Genomic DNA, 24358 nt, shown 5'->3' on the forward strand with positions numbered 1-24358 from the left:
AACGCCTTAACGGTATGGGCCGTAACGGTCCGGCCGGTCAGCCTTCCGGCTTCTCGCTGTCGATTTTGCCGACGATCTTGTCGGCGATCTGGCCACCCTGATCGCTGATGTGGTACCCGCATGCGTTGATGTCGACGACGACGTTGTTGGCCACGCTGAGTGCGCGCTCGCACTCCCAGCCGTCGGCGCCTTCCTGGGTGTCCATCAGCGTGACCCTCGGCGGGCTGCCCTGAAGCTGGGCGAACGTCCACCGATAGGTCTTGCTCTTGTTTGTGACGGTCACCGTCTTGCCGGCGCAGCCCTTCCACTTCTCCGCGGAGTTCTGCACGAAGCTCTTGGCCCGGTCGGCGGACGGGAAGAGCACGACGGCCTGGTTGACCCAGTGGTCGTAGTTGTCGCCCGCCTCCGAGGACACCAGTCCGCTGACCGCCGAGTAGCCGCTGCCGGCATAGACCGGATCCTGGGTGGTGTAGAGCGCGCCTTGGCAGTCCGGCGCGGACACCGTCACCGAGGAGCTGTCCGTCGACGTGATCGGTTTGCCCGGCTGCATCGACGACGAGCCCATCACACCGTTGATGTCGGCCGGGCTGAGCAACAGGCCGCTGAGGCGGTCGGGTCCCAGCGGGGCGGCCTGCGGTGGTTCCGGCTTGGTCCGGGCGACCAGCCAGATGCCCACGCCGCTCGCGATGACCACGAGCACTACGGCGATGGCCGCGATGATGGGCCAGACATTGCGGTGCGGACTGGGTGGGGGCTGACCCCAGGGTGTTGAGCTGACGAAGTGTGGCGGGCCGCCCCAATTGGCGTTGCCGCCTTGGTAATACGGCGGCGCGGGCGGGCCGGGCGCCGGGATCGGGCCGCTGGTGGGGGTCCACGCCTGAGCGCCCTGCAATGGTAATGGCGACGGCGGCGGGGTGTTGAACGTGGGCTGGTACGCCGGCGGAGGCGCTGGAGCGGCGTGGGCCTGAGCGCCGGAGTTACCGACGGTGGGCAGTGCGGCTTCCTGGCTGCGACGCAAGATGGTGGCGGCGCGGTCCTGGTCGGGATTGCTGAGCGCTTCCTTGGCGGCCAGGGCCAGGTCACCCGCGCTGGCATAGCGGTCATTGGGCTTTTTGGCCATGCCCCGGGCGATCACCGCATCGAAGGCCTTGGGGACGCCCGGGCGCTGCTCGCTGGGCGCCGGGATGGGATCCATCATGTGGGCGGAGACCAGCACACCGGCGCTGTCGGCGCGGTAGGGCGGGGATCCGGTCAAGCACTCGAACAGCACGCAGGCCAGTGCGTAGATATCGGCGCGATAGGTGACCTCCGCGTCGGAAAACCGTTCTGGCGCCATGTATTTCCAGGTGCCGACCGCGGTGCCGAGCTGGGTGAGCTTCTCGTCGGTGGTCGCGCTGGCGATGCCGAAGTCCACCAGGTAGGCGAAGTCGTCACGGGTGACCAGAATGTTCTGCGGTTTGATGTCGCGGTGCATCACCCCGGCGGCGTGGGCGGCGTCGAGCGCGGAGGCGATCTGGGTGATGATGGCGACCGCGCGGGGTGGGGTCAGCGGGCCGAAGCGTTTGAGCACGCTGTCCAGGTCGGTGCCCTCGACCAAGCGCATCTCCAGAAACATCTGGCCGTCGATTTCGCCGTAGTCGTGCACCGGCACCACGTGCGGTTCCTGCAAACGACCGGCGGTGCGGGCTTCGCGTTTCAACCGCTCGCGAAACACCGGGTCTCTGCTGAAGCTTTCGGAGAGGAGTTTGACCGCGACCGTCCACTCCTTGACGGTGTGTTCGGCCTCGTAGACCTCACCCATCCCACCGCGGCCCAGCAGCCGCTTCAGGTGGTAGGGGCCGAACATAGACCCCGCCCGTGAGGACTGCTCGTCACTCATTCCTCATCCTTCCAACCCAACCCCTAGCCTGCCGCTCTCATTCAAGACATTGCGGACAGGCACACGATCGCAACCCGTGACTGAGCACTCATGACGGTAAGCGCGCAGGCGTCCCACCGCACGAGAACGGCAACAATTTCGGTGCGTTCCAGCACGCGGTCGGCTTTGCCGAGGTCCTAGCCCTCGCCGTCGTTGTCAGCGGCGATCTGGAAGGTGAATTCGTGGTCGCAGATCCGGACGCGGTCGCCGTCCTGCAAGGTGGCGGCCGAACGGATTCGTTGGTCCTGCACGTGCACGCCGTTCGAGGACCGTAGGTCGTCGATGATGTAGCCGGTTCCGGTGTCGACGATGACGGCATGGTGGCGGCTGACTTTGGGGGAGTCGAGCACGATGTCGTTGTCGCTAAGCCGCCCAATCGTTGTCGATCCTTGCAGCGGATAGCTGCGCCCGGTCACCTCGTGCAGATAGGCGACCACCTTGTCGTCGGTCGTGTACTGCTCGAGCACGGTGATCGCGACCGCCGCGGTGGTCATGGCGTTCTTCTTGGCATCCAGCGGTTCCTGGCGCAGGATCCGGTCATTGAGGGCGCGCAGGTTCTGGCCCGGATCGATCCCGAGGTCGTCGGCGAGTGACTTCTGCACGCGGCGATAGGCCGCCAGCGCGTCGGATTGGCGGTCGGTCAGGTAGTAGGCGGTCATCAACTGGGCCCACAGCTGCTCGCGGTAAGGATGTTCGGCCGTCAGCGCTTCCAGCTCGGTGATCACGGTAAATGCACGTCCGCAGGCGATTTCGGCCTCGGCCTGCGCCGTGTGGGTCAGGATCTTCTCCTCGACGAGTGACGTGGCGAAGGCGTCGACGAACCGGAAGTCTTCCAGGTCCTCGAGCACCGGGCCGCGCCATTCGGCCAGGGCCGCAGACAGGTGCTGGCTGGCCTGTTCGAAGCGTCCCGCGGCCGCCGCGTGTACGCCGGCGGATTTTTCGGCGATGAAGCGGCCGAGATCGCAAGTGTCATCGGGGATGTTGAGCCGATACCCCGGCGGCGCCGCGACCAGTACGGTGCGCGGGTCCACGCCGGCGCCGGTCAGCAGCTTGCGCAGGTTGGACACGTAGGAGTGAATGCTGGCCCGCGCCCCCGACGGCGGCGACTCGTCCCACAGTGCGGTGATAAGCCGGTCGACGCCGACCGGGCTGTTGCGGTTCATCAGCAGCAGGGCCAGCACCGCCCGCTGTTTGGGCGTGCCGAGCGGCACCAGGACACCGTCAACGCTCATCTCCAACGGCCCGAGCAGACCGAATTCGAGACGTTTGTCCGCCATCGCGCCTACCAGCCTTTCCGCGTCCGCGCCGTCGGATGCCATGAGGTCACAGTTGTGATTGTGACGCCAACCGGTCGGATTCGTTGACAATCCTGACAAACCGTCGAGCTCGGGCGGCATGTCGTCGAATTGATCGGCCCGCCAGAACACGGTGCCCTGCTATCGGATGACTGAAATGTGTTCGTACCCAGCGCGATAGTAGACGGCCCGCACGAATTGGATTGCATTGGCGAGACATACCCGCGGCGCGCAAGCCCGGGGGCGTTGCGCGCCGCGTGAGGCGAATCGCCTTCGGTTCAGGTCGTGACGACCATCAACTCGTTGCTGGTGTCCCACGACTCGACGAAGAGCTGAATGGGAATCTGCTCGTTACGGCCTTCCGGAATGCCGCTGTCGTTGAGGTGAACCATGCCGGCGACGGTGTCCACCCCGGTCACCACTACGGCGTGATTGGACTCCGGGCGGCCGTTCTTGTCCTTCTGTTCGACGGGCTGGTGCCAGATGAGTTCGGCGTTGAGGCTGACGATCACCTTGTGCCCGGCGGCCAGTGCTCGCTCGAGCCCGACCATTCCCGACGGGGTGCCGGTCTGCGCGGCGTCGTCCTTGTCGCCGGCGACGGCGCCGATCTTGTACTGGGCCAGCAATTCGGGGATGTCCGCGGTGTTCGCTCCAGGACCCGCCTCCGGGTTGCTGCTGGCGGCGGGCTTGGTGTAGATCGGGCCGGGGTGGGCGACGCTGGGCGTCGACTGGGCCTTTTCGATGATGTCGTGCTCCGACGGCTGCACGCCGGTGATCTCGCCGATGACGTCGGCGCTCGACATGAGCACGCAGTCGTCGTATTGCTGCTGGCGCCAGAACTGGGCGGCGGCGGTCGGGTCGCCGTAGGTGAGCTGGGAAGCCGCGGCGCCGGCCGGGGCCGCCAGGCCGAGGGCGATTGCGGCGGCGGCCACCACGAAGGTGAGGGTCTTGGCGATGTTGGCGGTCTTCACGGTGGGCCTCTTCTCGTGTCTCGCGGGTGTCTTGAGAAGAGCTTCGGATGTCCGCCTTTTTGACTTCTCTACGAATCCTTGGAGCGGTCTGGCGTGGGGTGGGCTCCAGCTACCGATGGGGGATCCCGGTAACCGGAATCCCCCATCGTGGGTCGTGGGTCGGCTAGGCGGGCTGCCCGGAGAACTGCGGGCAGTAGGCGTTGGTCGCCGCGATCACCACGTTGGCCGCCTGCGGGGGAGTCAGGTTGGTGTGGCGGAAGATCTGGACGGTGACTGCGGTAGGGGTCTGGCCGGCGGCCAGGTCAGTGCACACCTGGTGGCCCGCTCGCACGGCATCTTGAGTCGACGGGAAAGAGACGCCGAGGCTTTGCATCTGGCCCAGGAACGCCTGATCGGCGGTCTGCACGGAGCTCGCCGCGGCGGTGCCGGCCATGGCAGCGGACGCAAGCCCGATGGCGGCGGTGCCGACGGCGGCGGTGGCCATTGTGATGATGCGGCGGGAGAACATTGCTGCCACCCCTTTCAGGTGCGTTACTGAGTAGGACGATCCCAGCGTCTGGTTTGTTCCTTGGTGTCTTCTCAATAACTTCTTGGTAGCGATCGCGGCCGCTTATCAATGCGCCCCAGGCGCGCGGCATTACGCCTGTGTCATCTCGTAATACGTGCCGCGCCGGGCGAGTAGTTCACTGTGATTGCCCTGCTCGACTATGCGGCCGGCCTCGACCACCAAGATCCGGTCGGCATCGCGGATCGTCGAAAGCCGGTGCGCGATGATAAAACTCGTGCGGTCGCGGCGCAGTTCGCACATCGCGTGCTGGATGAGGGCCTCGGTGCGGGTATCGACCGAACTGGTCGCCTCGTCGAGGATCAACAACTGCGGGCGGGCAAGGAATGCGCGTGCGATGGTGATCAGCTGCTTTTCGCCGGCGCTGATGTTGCCTCCGTCACCGCTGATTCGGGTCTGGTAGCCGGCCGGCAACGTCCGCACGAAACGATCGACGTAGGCGGCCTCGGCGGCCTCGAGCACCTTGTCCGCACCGGCGTCGGGACGTCCATAGGCGATGTTCTCCGCGATCGTCCCGTCGAAGAGCCAGGTGTCCTGCAGCACCATGCCGATTCGCGACCGCAGCGACCGGCGGTCCATCGTGGTGATGTCGACCCCGTCGAGCAGGATCTGGCCCGCGTCGACGTCATAGAACCGCATCAGCAGGTTCACCAGCGTGGTCTTGCCCGCTCCGGTCGGCCCGACGATCGCCACCGTGCTGCCCGGTTCGGCCACCATGGACAAGTCCTCGATCACCGGGGTGCCCGGGCGGTAGGCGAAGCTCACGTGGGCGAATTCGACACGCCCAGCCGGCTGCGGGTTCGCGCCGGGCCGGGTGGCGGGCGCGGGATCCGGCGATTCCTCGGGCTCGTCGAGCAGCGTGAAGACACGTTCGGCGCTGGCCGCCCCCGACTGCAGGGTGTTGTACATCCCGGCCAGTTGGCTCAACGGCGAATTGAACTGCCGCACATACTGAATGAACGCCTGGATGTTGCCCAGGGTGATGTGGCCGGTGGCCACCTGCAGGCCGCCGACGACGGCGACGGCGACGTACCCGAGGTTGCCGATGAACGTGGTCGCCGGGGCCACCAGCCCGGAGAAGAATTGCGCGCCGAAGCTGGCGCGGTAGACGTCGTCGTTAAGGGTGCGGAATTGTTCGCGCGCCGCGGCCTGGTGGCCGAACGTCGTGACCACCGTGAAACCGCTGTAGGTCTCCTCGATGTGGGCGTTGAGGCGTCCGATGCTGGTCCACTGGGCGACGAACAGCCGCTGGGAACGACGCGCTATCGCCCGGGTCGCCAACAGGGACAACGGCACCGTCAGCACGGTGATCACCACCAGCAGCGGCGAGATGGACACCATCATCGCCAGCACCGCGACCACGGTCAGAACCGATGTCAGCAGCTGGCTGATCGTCATCGACAGCGACGATTGGATGTTGTCGATGTCGTTGGTGACGCGGCTCAGCAGTTCACCACGCTGGCGGCCGTCGAAGTAGGACAACGGCAACCGGTGGATCTTGTCCTCGACATCGGAACGCAGCGCCACCATGGTGCGCTGCACGGTGACGTTGAGCAGCCGGGCCTGCCCCCAAATCAGCAGCGCGGAAACGAGATACAGCGCCAGTGCCAGCGTCAGCGTCCGTGCGACCGCCTCGAAGTCCACACCGTGGCCCGGCACCACATTCATCCCGGACAGCAAGTCGGCGAAGGTGTTGGCCCCTCTGCCACGTGCGGCGGCGACGGCCTGTGCCTTGGTGATTCCGGTGGGGAGCTGGCGCCCGATGACACCGTTGAACAGTAAATCGGTGGCATGCCCCAGGATCCGCGGGACGACCACCCCGATGGCCGCGCCGGCGATTCCCAAGGTGATCACCGCGGCGCACAGCCGTCGTTGCGGCGCAAGCCGTTTCACCAAACGGGCGGCTGTGCCCCGGAAGTCGCGGGAACGGTTGGCGGGGGCGGGCGGCCGGGGCGCCTTGGTGCTCGCGCGGGTCACGGCGTGCCCCCGACTCGACCCGAGCGCACGGCATCGACCGACTGCGAGTCGGCGAATTCGGCGTAGGTGGTGCAATCGGCCAGCAGCGATTCGTGCGTGCCCGCGCCCACCAGATTCCCGTTGTCGATCACGATCACCTGGTCGGCCTGCGCCGCGATCGAGATGCGTTGTGTGACAAGGATAACGGTGGCCTCACTGGAGATTTCCTGCAGCGAGGCGCGGACCCGCGCGTCGGTACGGGCATCGAGCGCGCCGAACGAGTCGTCGAACAAATAGATGGCCGGGCGGCGGATGACCGCCCGGGCGATGGCGAGTCGCTGCCGCTGCCCGCCGGAGAAGTTGATACCGCCCTGGGCCACCCGCATGCGCAGCCCGTCGTCGTGGGCCCGCACGAAATCGTCGGCGGCCGCCACCCGCAACGCTTCCCACATCTGTTCGTCGGTCACCTCTTGGTGGGGGGCCGCGCCGTAGCGCAGGTTGTCCGCGACCGTCCCGGAGAACAGGTAGCCGCGCTGGGGGACCAGCCCGATCGCCGACCACAACCGCTCCGTCTGATAATCGCGAACGTCGATGCCGTCCACAGAGACCGCCCCGCCGGTCACGTCGTAGAGCCGGCAGATCAGCGAGACCAGCGTCGACTTGCCCGAACCGGTGCTGCCGACGATGGCGGTGGTGGTTCCGGGCAGCGCGGTCAGCGAAATGTTCTGTAGCACTGGGCGATCGGCGCCCGGGAAGGTGAACGTCGCTTCCTCCAGGCGCACCGTCCCGGTGATCGCGCCGCGCGGGGAGCGCGGATTCACCGGATCGGTGACGGCGGGGCGGGTGGCGAGCACCTCGGTGATCCGTTCGGCGCAGACGGAGGCCCGCGGCAAGACCACCAGTGTCATCGTCGCCATCAACACCGCCATCAGGATCTGGGTGAAGTAGGCCAGGAAGGCGGTCAGCGAACCCACCTGCATCTGGCCGCGGTCGATACGCAACCCGCCGAACCAGATCAGCGCCACGCTGGACACGTTGATGGTCAGCGTGGTGACCGGCAGCATCAACGCTTGCCAGTTGCCCGCGGTCAGTGCGGTATTCGACAGCGCGGTGTTGGCGCGGGCGAAGCGGTCACGCTCGAAATCTTCCCGAGCGAACGCCCGGACAACCCGCACCCCGGACAGCTGGTCGCGCATCACCCGGTTGATGCCGTCGATCAGGCCCTGCATCCGGCGGAACAGGGGCAGCATGTGCGACATCACCCAGTAGTTGGCCACCGCCATGATCGGCACGCTGACCAACAGCAGCCACGTCAGCGCGGCCTCCTGGCGGATGGCCATGAAAATCCCGCCGAGGCACATGATCGGGGCCGTCACCAGCACGGTGCCCGTTATCTGCACCAGGTACTGGATCTGCCGCACGTCGTTGGTGCTGCGCGTCAACAGCGTGGGCGCTCCGAATCGGGCGGTCTCGCGCTCGGAAAAGGTGGTGACGTGTTCGAACATCGCCGCGCGCAGGTCGCGACCGAAGCCCATCCCGGTGCGCGAGCCGAAATAGACCGCCCCGATCGAGCACAACACCTGCAATGCGGTGACCCCGAGCATCACCATGCCGAGCCGGACGATCGTGGTGGTGTCGCCCTTGGCGACTCCCTCGTCGATGATGGCGGCGTTGACCGTCGGCAGATACAGCGAAGCGAGGTTGCTGACCAGCTGCAGCGCCATCAACACCGCCACCAGCCGTCGGTACGGCCGGATGTACTGGCGCAGCAGTGCCAGGAGCATTGGGTAACTGTCGCATACCGTCGGCCCGGCCGTCCCCGCCAACCGCCGGACGGTCAAGGTCCGAGCCGTACGTGTTGGCGGCCCCGAAATACCTGCTCAGGCGCGTCGGTGGTTGACCCGCTGGGCTGCCGCTACAGTGCATCGTGTGGACCAGCAGCGGGCGGAACGGAAGCAGGGTAGCGGTGCGGCGTGACACCAGGGCGCTGGCTCTTGTGGCGTCAGCATTGACGATCCTGATCCCCGCGGCCGCGGGCTGCTCCGATTCCGGCGGCAACAAACCGGGAGGGACGGCGTCGTCGACGCCGCAGAGCGGCCAGGGCAGCCACGGTGCGATGTTCCCGCAATGCGGCGGCATCAGCGACCAGACGGTCGCCGAGCTCACCAAGGTCACCGGGCTGATCAACACCGCACGCAACTCCGTCGGATGCCAGTGGCTCGCCGGCGGCGGCATCCTCGGGCCGCACTTCTCCTTCTCCTGGTATCGCGGGAGTCCGATCGGGCGTGAACGCAAGACCGAGGAGCTCTCGCGTGCCAGCGTCGACGACATCAACATCAACGGCCACGGGGGTTTCATCGCCATAGGCAACGAGCCCAACCTGGGTGACTCGCTGTGCGAGGTGGGCATTCAGTTCCAGGACGACTTTATTGAATGGTCAGTCAGTTTCAGCCAGAAGCCGTTCCCGCCGCCGTGCGACATAGCGAAAGAACTGGCTCGCCAATCGATTGCGAATTCGAAGTGATGGCCTCGATGCGTGCCGGGTCGCGCAGCAGAAGGACTGCCCGCATCGCCGCGACCGTCGTGATCGCCGCGCTGCTGGTGTTGACGGGCTGTTCCCGCTCGATCGGGGGCAACGCGGTCAAGGCGGGTGGCAATGTGCCCCGCAACAACAACGCCCAGCAGCAGTATCCGAACCTGCTCAAGGAATGTGAGGTCTTGACCAGCGACATCCTGGCCAAGACCGTGGGCGCCGATCCGCTCGACATTCAGAGCACCTTCGTCGGCGCGATCTGCCGCTGGCAGGCGGCCAACCCGGCCGGCCTGATCGACATCACCCGGTTCTGGTTCGAGCAGGGCAGCCTGTCCAACGAGCGCAAGGTCGCCGAATTCCTGAAATACAAGATCGAGACGCGCTCGATCGCCGGCATCGACTCCATCGTGATGCGGCCCGACGACGCGAACGGTGCGTGCGGCGTGGCCAGCGACGCCGCCGGGGTGGTCGGATGGTGGGTCAACCCGCAGGCCCCGGGCATCGACGCGTGCGGGCAGGCCATCAAGTTGATGGAGCTGACGCTGGCCACCAACTCCTAGCGGCGATCGCAAGCGCGGCGAAGCCGGGCGCGGCGGGTCGCCGCCATCGACTCCCAGCGGCGATCGCAAGCGCGGCGAAGCCGGGCGCGGCGGGTCGCCGCCATCGACTCCTAGCGCGGCACCTCGAAGTCGATCAGCGTCGCCACCCCGAGCTCCAGCTGCTTCCACGCGCACGGCACGGTGAGCACCGCGATCGCTGACGTCGGAAATTTGACCGAAATCCGTTCGGCGGCAGAGGTATTCGTATCCCCGGCACCGCCGAGCCCCAGCGCAAGGGTCGACATTGTCGGCTCATGCCCGATGACGAGCAGCGCGTTGACGCCGTCGTCCACCGTGTTGATCTCGTCGATCATCGTGCCCGGGGTGGTGGCGTAGAGGCGCTCGCTGTATCGCACCGGCGCTTCGACGCGGGTGTTCAGCAGCGTCTCGCGGGTGCGCGTCGCCGTGGAGCACAGCACACCATCGATGGTGGGCGCGTTGGCACGCAACCAGTCGCCTGCAAGCCCGGCCTGCTTGATTCCGCGCGGCGCCAACGGCCGATCATGGTCGGCGACACCGGGCGGGTAGTCGGACTTCGCGTGCCGCATCAACAGCAAGGTGCGCTGGTCAGTCACGAGAAATCAGGTTAATCAGTGGGCGCCGAGTCGTCATCATCAGCGTCGCCGCCGGGCAGGGCAGGACTATCCGGTCAGGAAGACCAGCCGGAACTTACCGATCTGCACCTGATCGTTATTGGCCAGCACTGTTGAGTCCACCGGCCGACGGTTGACGTAGGTGCCGTTGAGGCTGCCGACGTCGGCGACGGTCCAGTCGCCGTCCTCGTTGAGGCGAAACTCGGCGTGGCGACGGCTTACGGTGACGTCGTCGAGCAGAATGTCGCTGTCGGGATGGCGCCCCGCCGAGGTGACTGGCTGATCGAGTAAGAATCGAGAACCGGCGTTCGGGCCACGCTTAACAACCAGCAGCGCCGATCCGCTCGGCAACCCTTCGATGGATTCCGCCGCGGCCGTAGCCGTCGAACCGTCCTGCTGCTCGTCAAGGAAGTCGGCGCCATAATCCGCGGTGGTCTCCCCCGCCGCTTCGGTGAGGTGTCGGTCGTCGTCGCCGCGGTTCATGTATTTCCATCCCCCGCCGCTCTGGCCGGTTTTGCATGGTGCCAGCCCATTGGACGGCTCCTTTAACCTGAACCTCGGGCACGATCAGATACCCGCTAGCCAAAATGAAGTACCCGGCTTGCGGCGGACTTATGCCCGGGGCCAGCTAACTAAGTTGGGCTGCCCCCGTTGGGACGGCCGAGGTGGTGGCCAGAACCGGCAGGACGGATTCACCGGTCAGGCCGTGCCGAGAGCCCAGATCCCGCGCCTCCTTGACGCGCCGGGCGGCCTCGCCGCGGCTGATCGGCGTCGACTCGGTGATCGCGTGGGTCAACGTGGCGCCGAGTTCCTCGGACGGGGCTTGGCGGGCAAGGGAATTGACCAGCGGATGCTCCAGCGCCGGAGAGCGCTGGCGCCACTTCTCGCAGCGCTGCAGGATCGCCAGTTGTTGCCGCGCGTTCAATGCGTCGAACGACAATCCGCAGGCACGGTCGAACACCGCGTCGACGTCCAGCTGACCAGTCAGACTCGCACGCCAAACTAGCCGCACCCACCGACAAAACTCCGCCCGCTGACCCCGGTGTCAGTTGGCAGAAGGAAGTGGCCGAGCTCGGCTGTAGCCGGTAGGCGCAGTGAGTTGGAGATGGTCGGCCGACAGCCAGCACAGTCTCGGCGGCGATGGCCAGAATCAACCTAATGGGGACGAATCTCAAATCCTCTGCGATTTTGTGCGGGGCGTTGTAGAACTTGGGATAGCAGTCCCCCTCGAGGCACGCGCTGCCCATTGCCGAAGCCAGAAGGCGTTACAGTGAAAGAGTCGTTGCGCACGGGAATTAGATTACTTGTGGCGCTGGGCGTTGCATGGTGGGTAATCCTCAATTCGCCGGTGGCCTGGGCCGGTCCGGGCGGCAATCTTCCAGGACCTGGCGTGTGCGACTATCCCGGTGTTGGCGGAAGTACTTTCGAGGCGGGGGCCACGACGTACTACTGCGATTTTCCTGTCGAAGAGAACAGCACACACTGGCACTGCGAATATGGTGGATGGAACCTGGGTGGTCCAGGTGGCAATTCCCCCATCGGTGGAAGTTTCATGGGTTTCGGGTTGACTATTCCTGCAGGCGATTTCGGGGGTGCGTCCGGTAGCTGTTCATGGCGCTGGCCGGATAACACCATCGGCCCTGCGCCGAATCCACCGGGCGCGTGGAAGAACTACTTGGTGCCCAAGCCGCCACCGCCCGAACATCGAGCACCCCCGCCTCCATCAGCTGAGCCAGAGTCCGGACCACCACCGGTAATGAATCCGAATCCCGGCGATGAGCCACAGACACCGGCCTACACCAACCCCGCGTTTCCGAACCCCGGCAGGCCTCAGAACCCGCCAAGTTAGCTTGTGCCGCATGCACAGCGGCCGCAAGCTCGTTGGGTTTCGTGAGATCGCATCGGAAGTGTGGTTTTCCAACGTGGTTCGAGTCGGACCGGTGGATGCTGAGCTTGGCTGACTGCAGCGGCGTGTGCAGGCCTTCAGGGTAGATTCACGCCCGCGCAACCCATTTGAAGCATGGTCGCGAGCAGTTCCTGACTGGGGCCCTGATCCGGTTTCCCCCGGGATTCGACGCGCTGATCCGGGTCAGCCGATGTGCGAGATTTCTCAGACCAAGACCTGCCGATCGAGGTCCCGCGTCTTGTCGGTGCGCAGACCTAAACTCTCGATGCCCAGGTAAAAACGCACTTCGAAAGGGGGTCGCCGGCATGCGATTCCTGCACACCGCCGACTGGCAGCTGGGCATGACCCGGCACTTCCTCGCCGGTGACGCCCAGCCGCGCTATTCGGCGGCCCGCCGCGACGTGGTCTCCGGTCTGGGCGCGCTGGCGGCAGACGTCGGCGCCGAGTTCGTCGTCGTGTCGGGCGATGTCTTCGAACACAATCAGCTTCCGCCCAAGGTGATCGGGCAGTCCCTGGAAGCCATGCGCGCCATCGGAATTCCGGTGTACCTGCTGCCGGGCAATCACGACCCCCTGGACGCCTCCTCGGTGTACACCAGCGCACTGTTCACCGCCGAGCGTCCCGACAACGTGGTGGTGCTCGATCAGGCCGGCGCGCATCAGGTGCGTCCCGGGCTCGAGATCGTCGCCGCGCCGTGGCGGTCGAAGGTGCCGACCACCGACCTGGTCGCCGACGTCCTCGACGGCCTGCCCGCGGCGGAGGGCACCCGGATCCTCGTCGCGCACGGCGGCGTGGACGTGCTGGACCCCGACCGGGACAAGCTCTCGCTGATCCGGCTCGCCACGGTTGACGACGCGCTGACCCGCGGCGCGGTGCACTATGTCGCGCTGGGGGATAAGCACTCCCTCACCCAGGTCGGCGGCAGTGGCCGGGTGTGGTACTCCGGCTCCCCGGAAGTCACCAACTTCGACGACGTCGAATCCGACCCCGGCCATGTCCTGATCGTCGACATCGACGAGGCCGACCCGCAGCGCGCGGTCTCCGTGACGTCGCGGCACCTCGGCAGCTGGCGGTTCGTCACGATGCACCGGCAGGTCGACACCAGTCGCGACATCGCCGACCTGGACATGAACCTGGACCTGATGAGCGAGAAGGACCGAACCGTGGTGCGCCTGGCTCTGACCGGTTCGCTGACGGTCACCGACCGCGCCGCGCTGGACGCCTGCCTTGATAAATACGCGCGGTTGTTCGCCTGGCTGGGCCTGTGGGAACGACACACCGATTTGGCGGTGATCCCGGCCGACGGCGAATTCAGCGACCTGGGCATCGGAGGCTTCGCCGCCGCGGCGGTCGAAGAATTGGTGGCGACGGCGCGCGAGGAGGACTGCGCGACCGCGGTCGACGCGCAGGCGGCGCTGGCGCTGCTGCTGCGCCTCACCGACCGAGGCGCGGCGTGAAGCTGCACCGGCTGATCCTGACGAACTACCGCGGCATCTCGCACCGCGAAATCGACTTTCCCGACCACGGTGTCGTCGTGGTGTGCGGCGCCAACGAGATCGGCAAGTCGTCGATGATCGAGGCCCTGGATCTGCTCCTGGAAGCGCGGGACCGCTCGACGAAGAAGGAAGTCAAGCAGGTCAAGCCCACCCACAGCGACGTGGGCTCCGAGGTATCCGCCGAGATCAGTTGCGGGCCTTATCGTTTCGTCTATCGCAAGCGGTTTCACAAGAAGTGCGAGACGGAGCTGACGGTGGTCCGGCCGTACCGCGAACAGCTGACCGGCGACGAGGCGCATGAACGGGTCCGGGCGATGCTGGCCGAGACGGTGGACAGCGACCTGTGGCACGCCCAGCGGGTCCTGCAGTCCGCGTCGACCGCCGCGGTGGATCTGTCCGGGTGCGACGCGCTGTCGCGCGCGCTTGATGTGGCCGCCGGTGACAGCGGGGGGCTGTGTGGCACCGAGCCCTTGCTCATCGAACGCATCGACGCCGAATACGGCCGTTACTTCACCCCGACCGGGCGTCCGACGGGCGAGTGGGCCGCCGAGATCGCCCGGCTGGCCGACGCCGAGGCCGCCGTCGCCGAGTGCGCGGCGGCGGTCGCCGAGGTCGACGAGCGGGTGGCTCGCCACGCCGTGTTGACCCAGCAGGTGGCCGACTTCTCCCAGCGCCGCATCGCCGCCGGGCCGCGGGTCACCGCCGCGCAGGAGGCCGCCGACAAGGTCGCGGCGCTGACCGCGCAGCGGCGTGAGGCCCAGCTGGTCGCGGAGGCCGCGGCCGCCACCGCGGCCGCGGCGAGCGGCGCCCACGCCGCGCGCCGGCAACTGCTCACCGAAATCGAGGCCCGCGCCGGCGCCGTCGCCGAAACGCAAACGCAGGGCCAAGAAGCCGCGGCCGCCCAAGCGGCGGCGCATGCGGAGGCCGAGGCGGCCGGCGCCGCGCTGCAACAGGCCACCGAGGCCCTTGCCGAGTTGCAACGCCGGACCGAATCCGCGCGGGGCACCGTCGACCAACTCGCCAACCGCGAAGAGGCCGACCGGTTGACCGCCCGGCTGGCCAAGATCGATGCCATCGAGCGGGATCGCGAACGGATCGGCGTCGAGCTCGGCACCATCGCCGTCACCGAGGCGGTGCTGCGACGCATCGAGGACGCGGCGGCCGCCGTCGATCGCACCGGTGACCAGTTGGCGCTGACGTCGGCAGCCATCGAATTCACCGCCGCCGCAGACATTCAGCTGACCGTGGACGGCCGGCAGGTCTCCCTGCCGGCCGGACAGAGCTGGTCGACCACCGCCGCCGGACCCACCGCGGTGGAGGTTGCCGGTGTCCTGACCGCGCGGGTCACCCCGGGCGCGACCACGCTGGACATTCACGCCAAACACGCTGCGGCACAAGAGGAGATGGCGGCGGCGCTGGCTGCCGGTGGGGTGAGCGACCTCGCCGCGGCACGGTCCGCCGACCAGCGTCGCCGCGAGTTGCACAGCACCCGCGATCAGCACACCGCAACTCTGGCCGGCCTGTGCGGTGACGAACAGGCCGGCGAGCTGCGGTCGCGGCTGGCGCAATTGCGCGCCGAACACCCCGCCGGGGCCGAACTCGTCGTCACCGACATCGGCGCCGCCCGCGCCGAACTCACCGCGGTCCTTGATGCTCGCGCGGCCGCTTCGAGCGAATGCGAGGCACGCCGACAGGCCGCCACCGCCGCCGCCACCAAGCTCGGCGAGTTGTCCACGCGGGCAACGGTTCTGCAGAACACCCTGCAGGCTCAACGCGCCGAGCTGGACGCCGCCGCCGGTCGACTGGCCGCCGAACGCGCGTCGGCCGGCGATGACGAACTCGCGGCCGCCGCGGCCACGGCGCTGGGCGCGGCGCAGGCCGCACAGCAGCGGGCCGCCGAACTCGCCTACGCCGTGGCCGCGGCCGCACCCGATGCGGTCGAGACCGAATTGGCCGATGCCAAAAGGGAAGCCGACTCGCTGCGCGAGCGCTACGAGGAAGCCGCCCGCGCGTTGCGTGAGATCACGATCGAACTCTCGGTGTTCGGCAGTGAGGGACGCCAGGGCAAGCTCGACGCCGCGGAAACCGAACGCGAGCACGCCGCCAGCGAACACAGCCAGGTGGGGGGCCGCGCCCGCGCCGCGCAACTGTTGCGGTCGGTCATGACGCGCCACCGCGACACCACCCGGCGACGCTACGTCGAGCCCTATCGTGCGGAACTGCAGCGGCTCGGCCGCCCGGTCTTCGGCCCGAGTTTCGAGGTCGACATCGACAGCGATCTGTGCATCCGTAGCCGCACGCTGAACGGCATCACGGTGCCGTACGAATCCCTATCCGGCGGCGCCAAGGAGCAACTCGGCATCCTGGCGCGGCTGGCCGGCGCGGCCCTGGTCGCCAAGGAAGACGCCGTCCCGGTGGTGGTCGACGACGCGCTCGGTTTCACCGACCCCGACCGGTTGACCAAGATGGGCGAGTTGTTCGACACCGTGGGGACGCACGGGCAGGTGATCGTCCTCACCTGTAGCCCCGACCGCTACGACGGTGTCAAGGGCGCCCACCGCATCGATCTCAGCGCTTAGCCCTGGCGGCTGACCACGGCCGATATCGCTGGTCAAAGCGATTCATCGCCGCCCCGGCGCCTTGCCTGCAGAATGGGATCATGGGGGGCCCACCCGAATGACGATGAACGCGAAGCGCAGCCGGATGCAGCAGAAGCTCGCGGAGCTGCCCGGCGTGCGCCCCGTACGCCGGCCGATCTCACCGCACAGCGCCGAAGAGTTCGATCTGTACTACGTGCGCGCGGGCCGCAAGTCCGCCCACCCGCTGGTCATCATCCCCGGCGGTCCGGGAGTGGCGTCGGTGCAGATGTACAAGGGGCTGCGGCGGCGCGCTGCGGCGGCCGGTCTCGACGTCATCATGATCGAGCACCGGGGCGTGGGGATGTCGCGGCACGACGATTCGGGTGCCGATCTGCCCCCGCAGTCACTGACCGTGAACCAGGTCGTCGACGATGTGGCGGCGGTGCTCGACGACGTCCAAGCGGAGTCGGCCGTCATCTACGGCGCCTCGTACGGCACCTACATCGCGGCCGGCGTCGGGGTGCGCCACCCGAACCGGGTGCGGGGCATGGTGCTCGATTCACCGCTGCTGTCGCGGCACGACATCGTCATCGTGCGCCGGGCGATCCGCCGGCTGCTGCTGAAGGGCGACAGCCCCGAAACCGCTTCACTGGCGCCAAAAATGCGCAAACTCGTCGATGCCGGCGTCATGAACGCGACGGCAACACAGGTCGTCGCGACGATCTACGGCTACGGCGGAACCGACGTGCTCGAGCGGCAACTCGACCTGCTACTCGATGGCCGAAAACTACTGTGGTGGGCGCTATCCCGGTTCACCACCCTGAGCAACCTACCGTTTCGGTACGAAGAAGATCTAGTGAGCCGCATCGCGTTCCGCGAACTGGACTACGCCGCCGAACCCGACGGCCTACCGCTCGATCCCGCGGTCGCCGAAAGCAGAACACGCACGCAGCGAGTGACGTTCGAGGACGAGCCCTATGACCTGACGGCCGAAATGCCGAAATTCGACTGGCCCACCGCGGTGGTTTCCGGAGGCCGCGACCTGATCACCCCGCCGGCCGTCGCGCAACGCATCGCCTCGCTGCTGCCCAATGCGGTGCTGTTGAGCTTGCCGAGCATGGCGCACAGCGCGCTGGATTTCCGTGAGCCGGTCGCGCTCGCCAGTGCCGACGCGGTTCGTCGCGGCGACCTGAACGGGCTTGCCGCACAGGCGCCGGCGCTGGACGCGCTCCCGCCGCGCCCGGAGGTGCGGCTGCTGTGGAAGGCGCTCGGGGCGGCGGCCGTCGCCGAGGGCGCCCTGCCGATCCCGAATCGGCTACGGCGGCGGCTCAACTCCGCGTGAACCCGATGGCGGTGTAGTCGAGGTCGGCCAGACCGGCCGCCCCGAAGTTGGCCAGCGTGCTGCGCACCGCGACATCGCCAGGGGACTGGGTCAGCGGAAGGCTGAATCCCTCCGCCCAGATCATCTTGTCGAGATCGTTGGCCAACGCCCGCGCCTTGGCGGGATCGAGTTCTTCCAGCGTGCTTTCGATCGCGGCGTCGATCTGCTCGCTGCCGATCTTGCCGAAGTTGCTTTCCCCGTCGGACTTGTAGATCTGGGTCAGCGCCGACAGGGGGAAAGCGTCTCCGAGCCAACCGAATTGGGCCATGTCGAAAGCGCCGACGTTGATGTAGTTGGTGAAGAAGCCGCTGCCCGACCGGGAGACGAGCTCGAGCTTGACGCCGATCTGGGCGAGGCTGTGCTGGGCGATCTGGGCGAACTGCCGGCTGCCCTGGGCGTCGTAGAACAAGTCGCGGATGACCAGCTGCCGACCGTCCTTCTCCCGGAACTGCCCGGCCCGCTTCCAGCCCAGCGCGTCAAGCTCTCGGCCGGCCGCGGCCGGGTCGTAGGGCAAGACCGAGCTGTTGTCCTGATAGCCCTGCTGGCCGGCGACATAGATGTGATTGCCCAGTGCCACAGGGTCACTGGTGAGGCCGTACTGGACGACCTTGGCGATGGTCTGCCGATCGATCCCCTTGGCCACCGCCACGCGCAGCGCCTTGTCGGCCAGGATCGAACCGGGGGCGCCGTTGAACGTGAAGTGCGACCAGGCCGGGGCGGGCGCGCGCCGGATCGAGATCCCTTTGGTGCGCTGGGCGATGGTCAGCTGGTCGATCGTGCCGACCCCGGTGGCGTCGATGGTGTTGTTCTGTAAGGCCGGGAGCCGCGCGGCGTCGTCGAGCACCAGGTAGGTGATGCTGTCCAGGCGGGGCCGCGCGCCCCACCATTTCGGGTTGCGGCTCAACACGATCCGTTGGGTGGTCCGGTCCAGCGACGACACCACGAACGGGCCGGCCGACGGACCGGGGCCCTCCAGCTGGCCCTTGTTGAACGCCTCCGGGGTGGCCGTCATGCTCTTGGGCAGCAGCATTCCGTTGCCGGCAAACATGCCGCGCCATTCGGCGTAGGGCTTGGCGAACGTCATCACGGCCTGCCGGTCGTCGACGCCGCGGGTCACCGACGCCACGCGGTCGGCGCCGCTGGGCCCGGCGATCTCGAAGGCCTTGTCGGCGCCGCTCAGGGCGTGGATCTGGCTGGCGATGTCCTCCCAGGTGATCGGCGTGCCGTCGGACCACACCGCCTTGGGGTTGATCGTGTACGTAACCACCTGCGGCGCAGTGCCGGTCAGTTCGATGCTGGTGAAGTAGTCGGTGTCGACCGTCGTCGAGCCGTCGGGCCCGATGACGAACGCCCGGGGCAGGGTGGCCTTCATCATCGCGGAGACGTCGGCCGAGTTGCCGTCGATATGCAAGATGTTGAAGTTCGGCGGAAAGTCGGTCAGCGCAAGCCGGAGGTCGCCGCCGTCTTGCAGGGTCGCCGGATCGTGTGGGTTGACGTCGCTCGTCGAGCCGATCTGCGCGTTGTGGCCAGTCTCCGGAATGAGATTGACGGCCGGCGAACAGCCTGACAGCGCGAGCGTCAACGCAAGAAACGCCGCCGCGAACCGGGTGCCTACACCCGCCTTGATCCCCGGCCTAGACACGTCGACCCGGATCCGGTTGCGGCACCGCGTTGAGCAGCCGCCGCGTGTATTCGTGCTGCGGGTCGGCGAAGACCTGACGGCTGTCGCCCTGCTCCACGATCGCGCCGGCATACATCACCACCACGTGGTGCGCGAGGTGCTTGACCACCGAAAGATCATGGGAGACAAACAGATAGGACAGACCGAACCGCTCCTGCAGGTCAAGCAGCAGGTTGATGATCCCAGCCTGGATGGACACGTCGAGCGCGGACACCGGTTCGTCGAGTGCGAGGATCTTCGGTTGCAGAGCGAGCGCGCGCGCTATGCCGATGCGCTGCTTCTGCCCGCCGGAGAACTCCGCGGGGTAGCGGACCGCGTCGGCGCGGCGCAGCCCCACGATCTCAAGCAGCTCGGCGACACGCGAGTTGGTGCGGCCCTTGTCGAAGCCGTTGGCCCGCAGGGGTTCCGCGAGCAGCTCGAACACCGGGAGCCGCGGGTCGAGCGACGCGACCGGGTCCTGGAAGACGACCTGGATGTCGCGGCGCAGCGCTCGCCTGCTCGCGGCGCTCAACGCGGTGACGTCGGTGCCCAGCACCTCGATCGAACCCGATTCCGGCCCGGTGAGTTCCAAGATCTCGTGCAGGGTGGTCGACTTGCCCGAACCGGATTCGCCGACGATGCCCAGGGTGCGGCCCTGCCGTAGTTCGAAACTGACGCCGTCGACCGCGCGGACCTCACCGGCGCTGCGGCGCAACACGCCCTTGGTCAGCCGGTAGGTCTTGGTCAGGTCGCGCACCCGGACGACCACCGAGGTGTCGGCGGATTCCGCCTGGCGGGCGTCGGTGCTCACCCCGTAGATGTCCGCGGCGCTTCGGCCGTCGACCTGCTCCGTGCGGATGCAGGCTGCCCGGTGATCGGCGCCGACGGAAAGCAATTCCGGCTCCGCGAGCCGACATTCGTCGATGGCCAGCGGGCAGCGCGGCGCGAAGGGGCACCCGGGGTCCAGGCCCGCCAGCGACGGCGGCGCGCCGGGGATCGGCACCAACCGGGTACCCTGTGCGGCGTCCAGCCGCGGCACCGAGCCCAGCAGCCCGACGGTGTAGGGCATGCGGCGATCGCGGTAAAGGTCATGCACGGAAGCGGATTCGACGACCCTCCCGGCGTACATCACCAGGGCCCGGTCGGCGAACTCGGCCACCACCCCGAGGTCGTGGGTGATGATGAGCACCCCGGCGCCGGTGATGTCGCGCGCCGTCTTGAGCACCTCGAGGATCTGCGCCTGCACCGTGACATCCAGTGCGGTGGTGGGCTCGTCGCAGATCAACAGGTCGGGGTCGTTGGCGATGGCGATGGCGATGACCACCCGTTGCCGTTCGCCGCCGGACAGCTCATGCGGAAAGGCGCCGGCGCGTCGCTCCGGCTGCGCGATGCCCACCAGCTCGAGCAGTTCCACGGCACGGCGGCGAGCGGCCTTCCTGCCCACCCGCGGCTGATGGATCTCGATCGCCTCGGCGATCTGGTCGCCGACGGTGTAGACGGGCGTCAGCGCGGACATGGGGTCCTGGAACACCATGCCGACCGTCTTGCCGCGGAAGCGCGACATCGCGTCGTCGCCGAGGCCCAGCAATTCGGTGCCGTGCAACCGCACCGAGCCGTGCACCTGTGCGTACTCGGGCAACAGGCCGATGGCCGCCATCGCCGAAACGGACTTCCCCGAACCGGATTCGCCGACCATGGCGACGACTTCCCCCGGTTCGATGCGGTAGCTGATACCGCGCACCGCGGTCACCGGAGCGCCGCCCGTCGGGAACGTGACCGCCAAGTCGGTGACCTCGAGCAGCGGGCTCATCGGCCCCCACCGCCGAGCACCGCGCTGCCGGGGTCGAGCGCATCGCGCAGGCCGTCACCGGTGAGGTTGGCGCACACCAGGATCAGTACCAGCACTCCCGCGGGAAACAGAAACACCCAGGGAAATGTGGTCGCGGATTGGGTGCCGTTGGCGATCAGCGTGCCCAGCGACACGTCGGGTGGCTGAATGCCGAAGCCCAGGAAGCTCAGCCCGGTTTCGGCCAGGATTGCCGACGCGACGTTGAGCGCGGCGTCGATGATCAAGATGGACGCCACGTTGGGCACCACGTGACCGACGATGATGCGGCGGCTTGAGACCCCCATATACCTTGCGGCCCGGATGAATTCGCGTTCCCGCAGACTCATGGTCATGCCGCGCACCATGCGCGAGCTGACCATCCAGCCGAACCCGGCCAGCAGCAGGACAAGCATCAAGACATTGGCCGAGTTCTTGATTCGCGGCGTCACGATGGCGATGAGGATGAAGCTGGGCACCACCAACAACAGGTCGACGACCCACATCAGCGCGCGGTCGCGCCAGCCACCGAAATAGCCCGCAATCGACCCGACGGTGGCGGCGATGCCGGTGGAGATGACCGCGACGCAGACGCCGATCAGCATCGACTTCTGCATCCCGCGCAGGATCTGCGCCAGCAGGTCTTGACCCAGCGCGTTGGTGCCCAGCCAGTGGCGCGCGTTCGGCGGCTGCAGCAGCGCGGCGAAATCGAGGTCCTCGTAGGAATATGGCAGCACGGCGGGCAGCGCGTAGCAGCCGACGAACAACAGCACCAACAACGTCAGCGACGCCACCGCGAACCTGTTGCGGGCGAACCGCCGAAGTACCAGGGTGCGCCGCGAGGTGAAGTCCGCGACCTCGTGGCCCGAAAAACCATGGGCGCCATCGATGTTCGCCTGGGCCGTCATGACACCCGTACCCGAGGATCGAGGGCCGCGTAGAACACGTCCGAGAGCAGGCCGGCCAGCAGCACCACCGCGCCGGAGAACAGGGTGATCGCCGCGATGATGTTGGTGTCCTGAGTCGCGATGCCCTGCACCAGCCATTCGCCCATGCCGTGCCAGCCGAAGATCTTCTCCACGAACACCGCCCCGGTCACCAGACCGGCCACCCCGTAGGCGAACAGGGTGGCCAGCGGGATCAGCGCGGTGCGCAGCCCGTGCTTGACCAACGCCCGCCGGCGGGTGAGTCCTTTGGCGCGCGCGGTGCGAATGAAGTCCTGGCCCAGGACGTCAAGCATCGCGTTGCGCTGATAACGGCTGTATCCCGCCGCGGCGGCCAGCGCGAGGGTCAGCGACGGCAAGACCAGATGCCGTAACCGGTCGAGCAGGTGCGCGCCGGTCCCGCCGGTCACGCCCGGTGAGGTCTCCCCGGTGTAGTCGAAGATGTGAATGCCCACCGCCCAGTTCACCCGCAGCGCACCGAGGATCAACAGGCTGGCGATCACGAATGTCGGGGTGCTGAGCACCAGCAGCGCCACCATGGTGACCACACGATCGCTGAGTCGATACTGCCGAATGGCGCCCCACGCCCCGGCCGCGACGCCCAGCACGGTGCCCACCAGCGAACCAATGATCAGCAGCCGCAGGGTCACTCCGACCCTGCGCCACAGCGTCGTCCCGACGGGCTGCCCGGTGATGGTCTTGCCGAAGTCACCGCGCACGGCGTGCGACGCCCAGTGCGCGTAGCGGATCGGTATCGCCTCATCCAGGCCGAGCGTGTGGGCCTTGGCGTCGATCACGGACTGTGGCGGGCGCGGGCTGCGCTGCAGCAGGCTGTCCAGTGGCTTGAAGGCCACCGACGTCAGGCAAAACGTCAGAAACGATGCCAGCGCCAGCAGCACAACGTAGTTGAGCAACCGGCGTGCCAGAAACCGAGTCATGCCGGTCCGCACACCCCACATCGCATTGGGACAGGCTATCGAGCCGCCGGCACAGCGTCGCGCGTTGCGGTCGCCCGGCGCGTTCGATCTCCTTCCGATCCGGTTGATTCTCACGCGTGAATCGCGTGAGATCGATTGTTAGGATCCACCGCGGTACCGAGCCGCGCAGCAAACGCAGCACGGCTCAGGCCGCGACACTCCCAAGGAGGCTTGCGTGACGGTTACCGATGATTACCTGGCCAACAACGCCAAATATGCGAGCACCTTCGAGGGGCCGCTGCCGATGCCGCCGGGCAAACATGTCGCGGTCGTGGCGTGCATGGACGCGCGGCTCGACGTCTACCGCATCCTCGGGCTCAACGAGGGGGAGGCCCACGTCATCCGCAACGCCGGCGGAGTCATCACCGACGATGTCATCCGGTCGCTGGCCATCAGCCAGCGATTGCTGGGGACGCGCGAGATCATCCTGATTCATCACACCGACTGCGGCATGCTCACCTTCACCGACGACGACTTCAAGCGCAGCATCCAGGAGGAGACGGGCGTCAAACCGCCGTGGGCGGCGGAGGCCTTCGCCGATCTCGCCGAGGATGTCCGCCAGTCGTTGCGCCGCATCGAGGGCAGCCCCTTCGTCACCAAGCACGTCTCCGTGCGCGGCTTCGTCTTCGACGTGGCCACCGGCAAGCTGGAGGAAATCAAGCCCTGATCGCCGTTGCCCGCCAGCGACCTCAACCGACCTTGTAGGTCGCCAGCGCCTTGGCGACCAGCGTGCCCTGTGGGTCGACGATCTCGGCCTCGCAGTTGACCAGTGACCGGCCGCGCCGCAGGACCCGCCCGATGCCGATCACATCGGTGGCCCGGGCCGGGGCCATGAAGTCCAACGTGAGGGACACCGTCACGCCCCGCAGGTCGGGCGGGGCCTGGGCGCCGCACCACGCCGCCGCCATGACGGTGAGATCGGCGAGCGTGGCGATGGCGCCGCCGTGGACCATGTCGCCGATGGTCACGTTGGACGGGTCCCAAGGCAGCCGCAGCCGCACTTCGTCCGCTTCGAGGCGGTCGGCGACGATGCCCAGCTTGACGACGAACGGGGATTGGGGAAGGAACTGGGCGATGACGTCGCGACCGCTCGGCGCGGATGGTCCGGCGGTTTCAGGGGTGGCAGTCATTCCTCCATGTTTTCGCATCCCCAACCGGCG

Annotated in this window: 19 protein-coding genes and 1 pseudogene; 6 read left to right on the plus strand and 14 right to left on the minus strand. The window is 67.4% G+C overall.

The genetic code is table 11. The annotated features are described in order from the left end of the window. Nucleotides 1-37 precede the first annotated feature (37 nt). The 6 genes from A5732_RS24605 to A5732_RS24630 form a co-directional block, all read right to left on the minus strand. On the minus strand, nucleotides 38-1879 hold the full coding sequence (locus A5732_RS24605) for a serine/threonine-protein kinase PknH/PknJ (RefSeq protein WP_076103549.1): 1842 nt from the start codon (nucleotides 1877-1879) through the stop codon (nucleotides 38-40). 176 nt (nucleotides 1880-2055) lie between these two features. Then, nucleotides 2056-3237, minus strand: coding sequence for a BTAD domain-containing putative transcriptional regulator (locus tag A5732_RS24610; RefSeq protein ID WP_436971841.1), 1182 nt, complete (start codon nucleotides 3235-3237; stop codon nucleotides 2056-2058). A 254-nt stretch (nucleotides 3238-3491) separates the two neighbouring features. Beyond that, on the minus strand, nucleotides 3492-4184 hold the full coding sequence (locus A5732_RS24615) for a hypothetical protein (protein WP_076051539.1): 693 nt from the start codon (nucleotides 4182-4184) through the stop codon (nucleotides 3492-3494). Nucleotides 4185-4347: 163 nt separating this feature from the next. Continuing rightward, complete coding sequence (locus A5732_RS24620; protein ID WP_076051540.1) at nucleotides 4348-4692, minus strand: DUF732 domain-containing protein; 345 nt, start codon at nucleotides 4690-4692, stop codon at nucleotides 4348-4350. 129 nt (nucleotides 4693-4821) lie between these two features. Continuing rightward, on the minus strand, nucleotides 4822-6726 hold the full coding sequence (locus A5732_RS24625; protein ID WP_076103550.1) for an ABC transporter ATP-binding protein: 1905 nt from the start codon (nucleotides 6724-6726) through the stop codon (nucleotides 4822-4824). Further along, a complete protein-coding gene (locus A5732_RS24630; protein ID WP_076103551.1) occupies nucleotides 6723-8489 on the minus strand; it encodes an ABC transporter ATP-binding protein in 1767 nt (588 codons plus the stop codon). The genes A5732_RS24625 and A5732_RS24630 overlap by 4 nt, the downstream gene beginning before the upstream one ends. Before the next feature lie 182 nt (nucleotides 8490-8671). On the opposite strand from A5732_RS24630, the gene A5732_RS24635 reads away from it, so the two are divergent. Beyond that, the gene (locus tag A5732_RS24635) at nucleotides 8672-9229 is read left to right on the plus strand and encodes a DUF3558 domain-containing protein (protein ID WP_076052433.1); all 558 of its coding nucleotides are present in this window, start codon (nucleotides 8672-8674) and stop codon (nucleotides 9227-9229) included. Nucleotides 9230-9237: 8 nt separating this feature from the next. Continuing rightward, nucleotides 9238-9798 (plus strand): DUF3558 domain-containing protein, encoded by a 561-nt coding sequence (locus A5732_RS24640; protein ID WP_076052434.1) that lies wholly within the window; start codon nucleotides 9238-9240, stop codon nucleotides 9796-9798. 110 nt (nucleotides 9799-9908) lie between these two features. Here A5732_RS24640 and A5732_RS24645 read toward each other — a convergent pair whose 3' ends face one another. From A5732_RS24645 to A5732_RS24655, 3 genes and pseudogenes are all read right to left on the minus strand, one after another. After that, nucleotides 9909-10412, minus strand: coding sequence for a SixA phosphatase family protein (locus tag A5732_RS24645; protein WP_076103552.1), 504 nt, complete (start codon nucleotides 10410-10412; stop codon nucleotides 9909-9911). Nucleotides 10413-10478: 66 nt separating this feature from the next. After that, entirely contained in the window at nucleotides 10479-10913 is a 435-nt protein-coding gene (odhI, locus tag A5732_RS24650; RefSeq protein ID WP_076052411.1) for an oxoglutarate dehydrogenase inhibitor Odhl, read from the minus strand. 175 nt (nucleotides 10914-11088) lie between these two features. Then, a pseudogene (locus A5732_RS24655) lies at nucleotides 11089-11418 on the minus strand (DUF222 domain-containing protein); the annotation flags it as partial. 1223 nt (nucleotides 11419-12641) lie between these two features. On the opposite strand from A5732_RS24655, the gene A5732_RS24660 reads away from it, so the two are divergent. The 3 genes from A5732_RS24660 (at nucleotide 12642) to A5732_RS24670 (ending at nucleotide 17753) form a co-directional block, all read left to right on the plus strand. Next, on the plus strand, nucleotides 12642-13793 hold the full coding sequence (locus A5732_RS24660) for a metallophosphoesterase family protein (protein WP_076103553.1): 1152 nt from the start codon (nucleotides 12642-12644) through the stop codon (nucleotides 13791-13793). Beyond that, on the plus strand, nucleotides 13790-16411 hold the full coding sequence (locus A5732_RS24665) for an AAA family ATPase (protein WP_076103554.1): 2622 nt from the start codon (nucleotides 13790-13792) through the stop codon (nucleotides 16409-16411). Before A5732_RS24660 ends, A5732_RS24665 begins: the two co-directional genes overlap by 4 nt. Before the next feature lie 97 nt (nucleotides 16412-16508). After that, a complete protein-coding gene (locus A5732_RS24670; protein WP_076103555.1) occupies nucleotides 16509-17753 on the plus strand; it encodes an alpha/beta hydrolase in 1245 nt (414 codons plus the stop codon). Here the strand turns inward: A5732_RS24670 and A5732_RS24675 are convergent. The 4 genes from A5732_RS24675 to A5732_RS24690 form a co-directional block, all read right to left on the minus strand. Further along, complete coding sequence (locus tag A5732_RS24675) at nucleotides 17740-19362, minus strand: ABC transporter family substrate-binding protein (RefSeq protein ID WP_249266723.1); 1623 nt, start codon at nucleotides 19360-19362, stop codon at nucleotides 17740-17742. The two genes, A5732_RS24670 and A5732_RS24675, sit on opposite strands and share 14 nt — an antisense overlap. 64 nt (nucleotides 19363-19426) lie before the next feature. After that, nucleotides 19427-21262 (minus strand): dipeptide ABC transporter ATP-binding protein, encoded by a 1836-nt coding sequence (locus tag A5732_RS24680; RefSeq protein ID WP_076103556.1) that lies wholly within the window; start codon nucleotides 21260-21262, stop codon nucleotides 19427-19429. Further along, a complete protein-coding gene (locus A5732_RS24685; RefSeq protein WP_064950594.1) occupies nucleotides 21259-22185 on the minus strand; it encodes an ABC transporter permease in 927 nt (308 codons plus the stop codon). Before A5732_RS24685 ends, A5732_RS24680 begins: the two co-directional genes overlap by 4 nt. After that, nucleotides 22182-23159 carry an ABC transporter permease gene (locus tag A5732_RS24690; RefSeq protein ID WP_076103642.1) on the minus strand — a complete coding sequence of 326 codons (978 nt, stop codon included), beginning with the start codon at nucleotides 23157-23159 and terminating at the stop codon, nucleotides 22182-22184. Before A5732_RS24690 ends, A5732_RS24685 begins: the two co-directional genes overlap by 4 nt. A 214-nt stretch (nucleotides 23160-23373) precedes the next feature. Here A5732_RS24690 and A5732_RS24695 point away from each other — a divergent pair, with 214 nt between their 5' ends. Continuing rightward, complete coding sequence (locus tag A5732_RS24695; protein WP_076052406.1) at nucleotides 23374-23865, plus strand: beta-class carbonic anhydrase; 492 nt, start codon at nucleotides 23374-23376, stop codon at nucleotides 23863-23865. Between the two features lie 22 nt (nucleotides 23866-23887). Here the strand turns inward: A5732_RS24695 and A5732_RS24700 are convergent, their stop codons facing one another. Further along, entirely contained in the window at nucleotides 23888-24328 is a 441-nt protein-coding gene (locus A5732_RS24700; protein ID WP_076052405.1) for a PaaI family thioesterase, read from the minus strand. Between the last annotated feature and the right edge of the window lie 30 nt (nucleotides 24329-24358).

Source organism: Mycobacterium colombiense (assembly GCF_001953985.1).
In the GTDB taxonomy this organism is placed as follows: domain Bacteria; phylum Actinomycetota; class Actinomycetes; order Mycobacteriales; family Mycobacteriaceae; genus Mycobacterium; species Mycobacterium colombiense_B.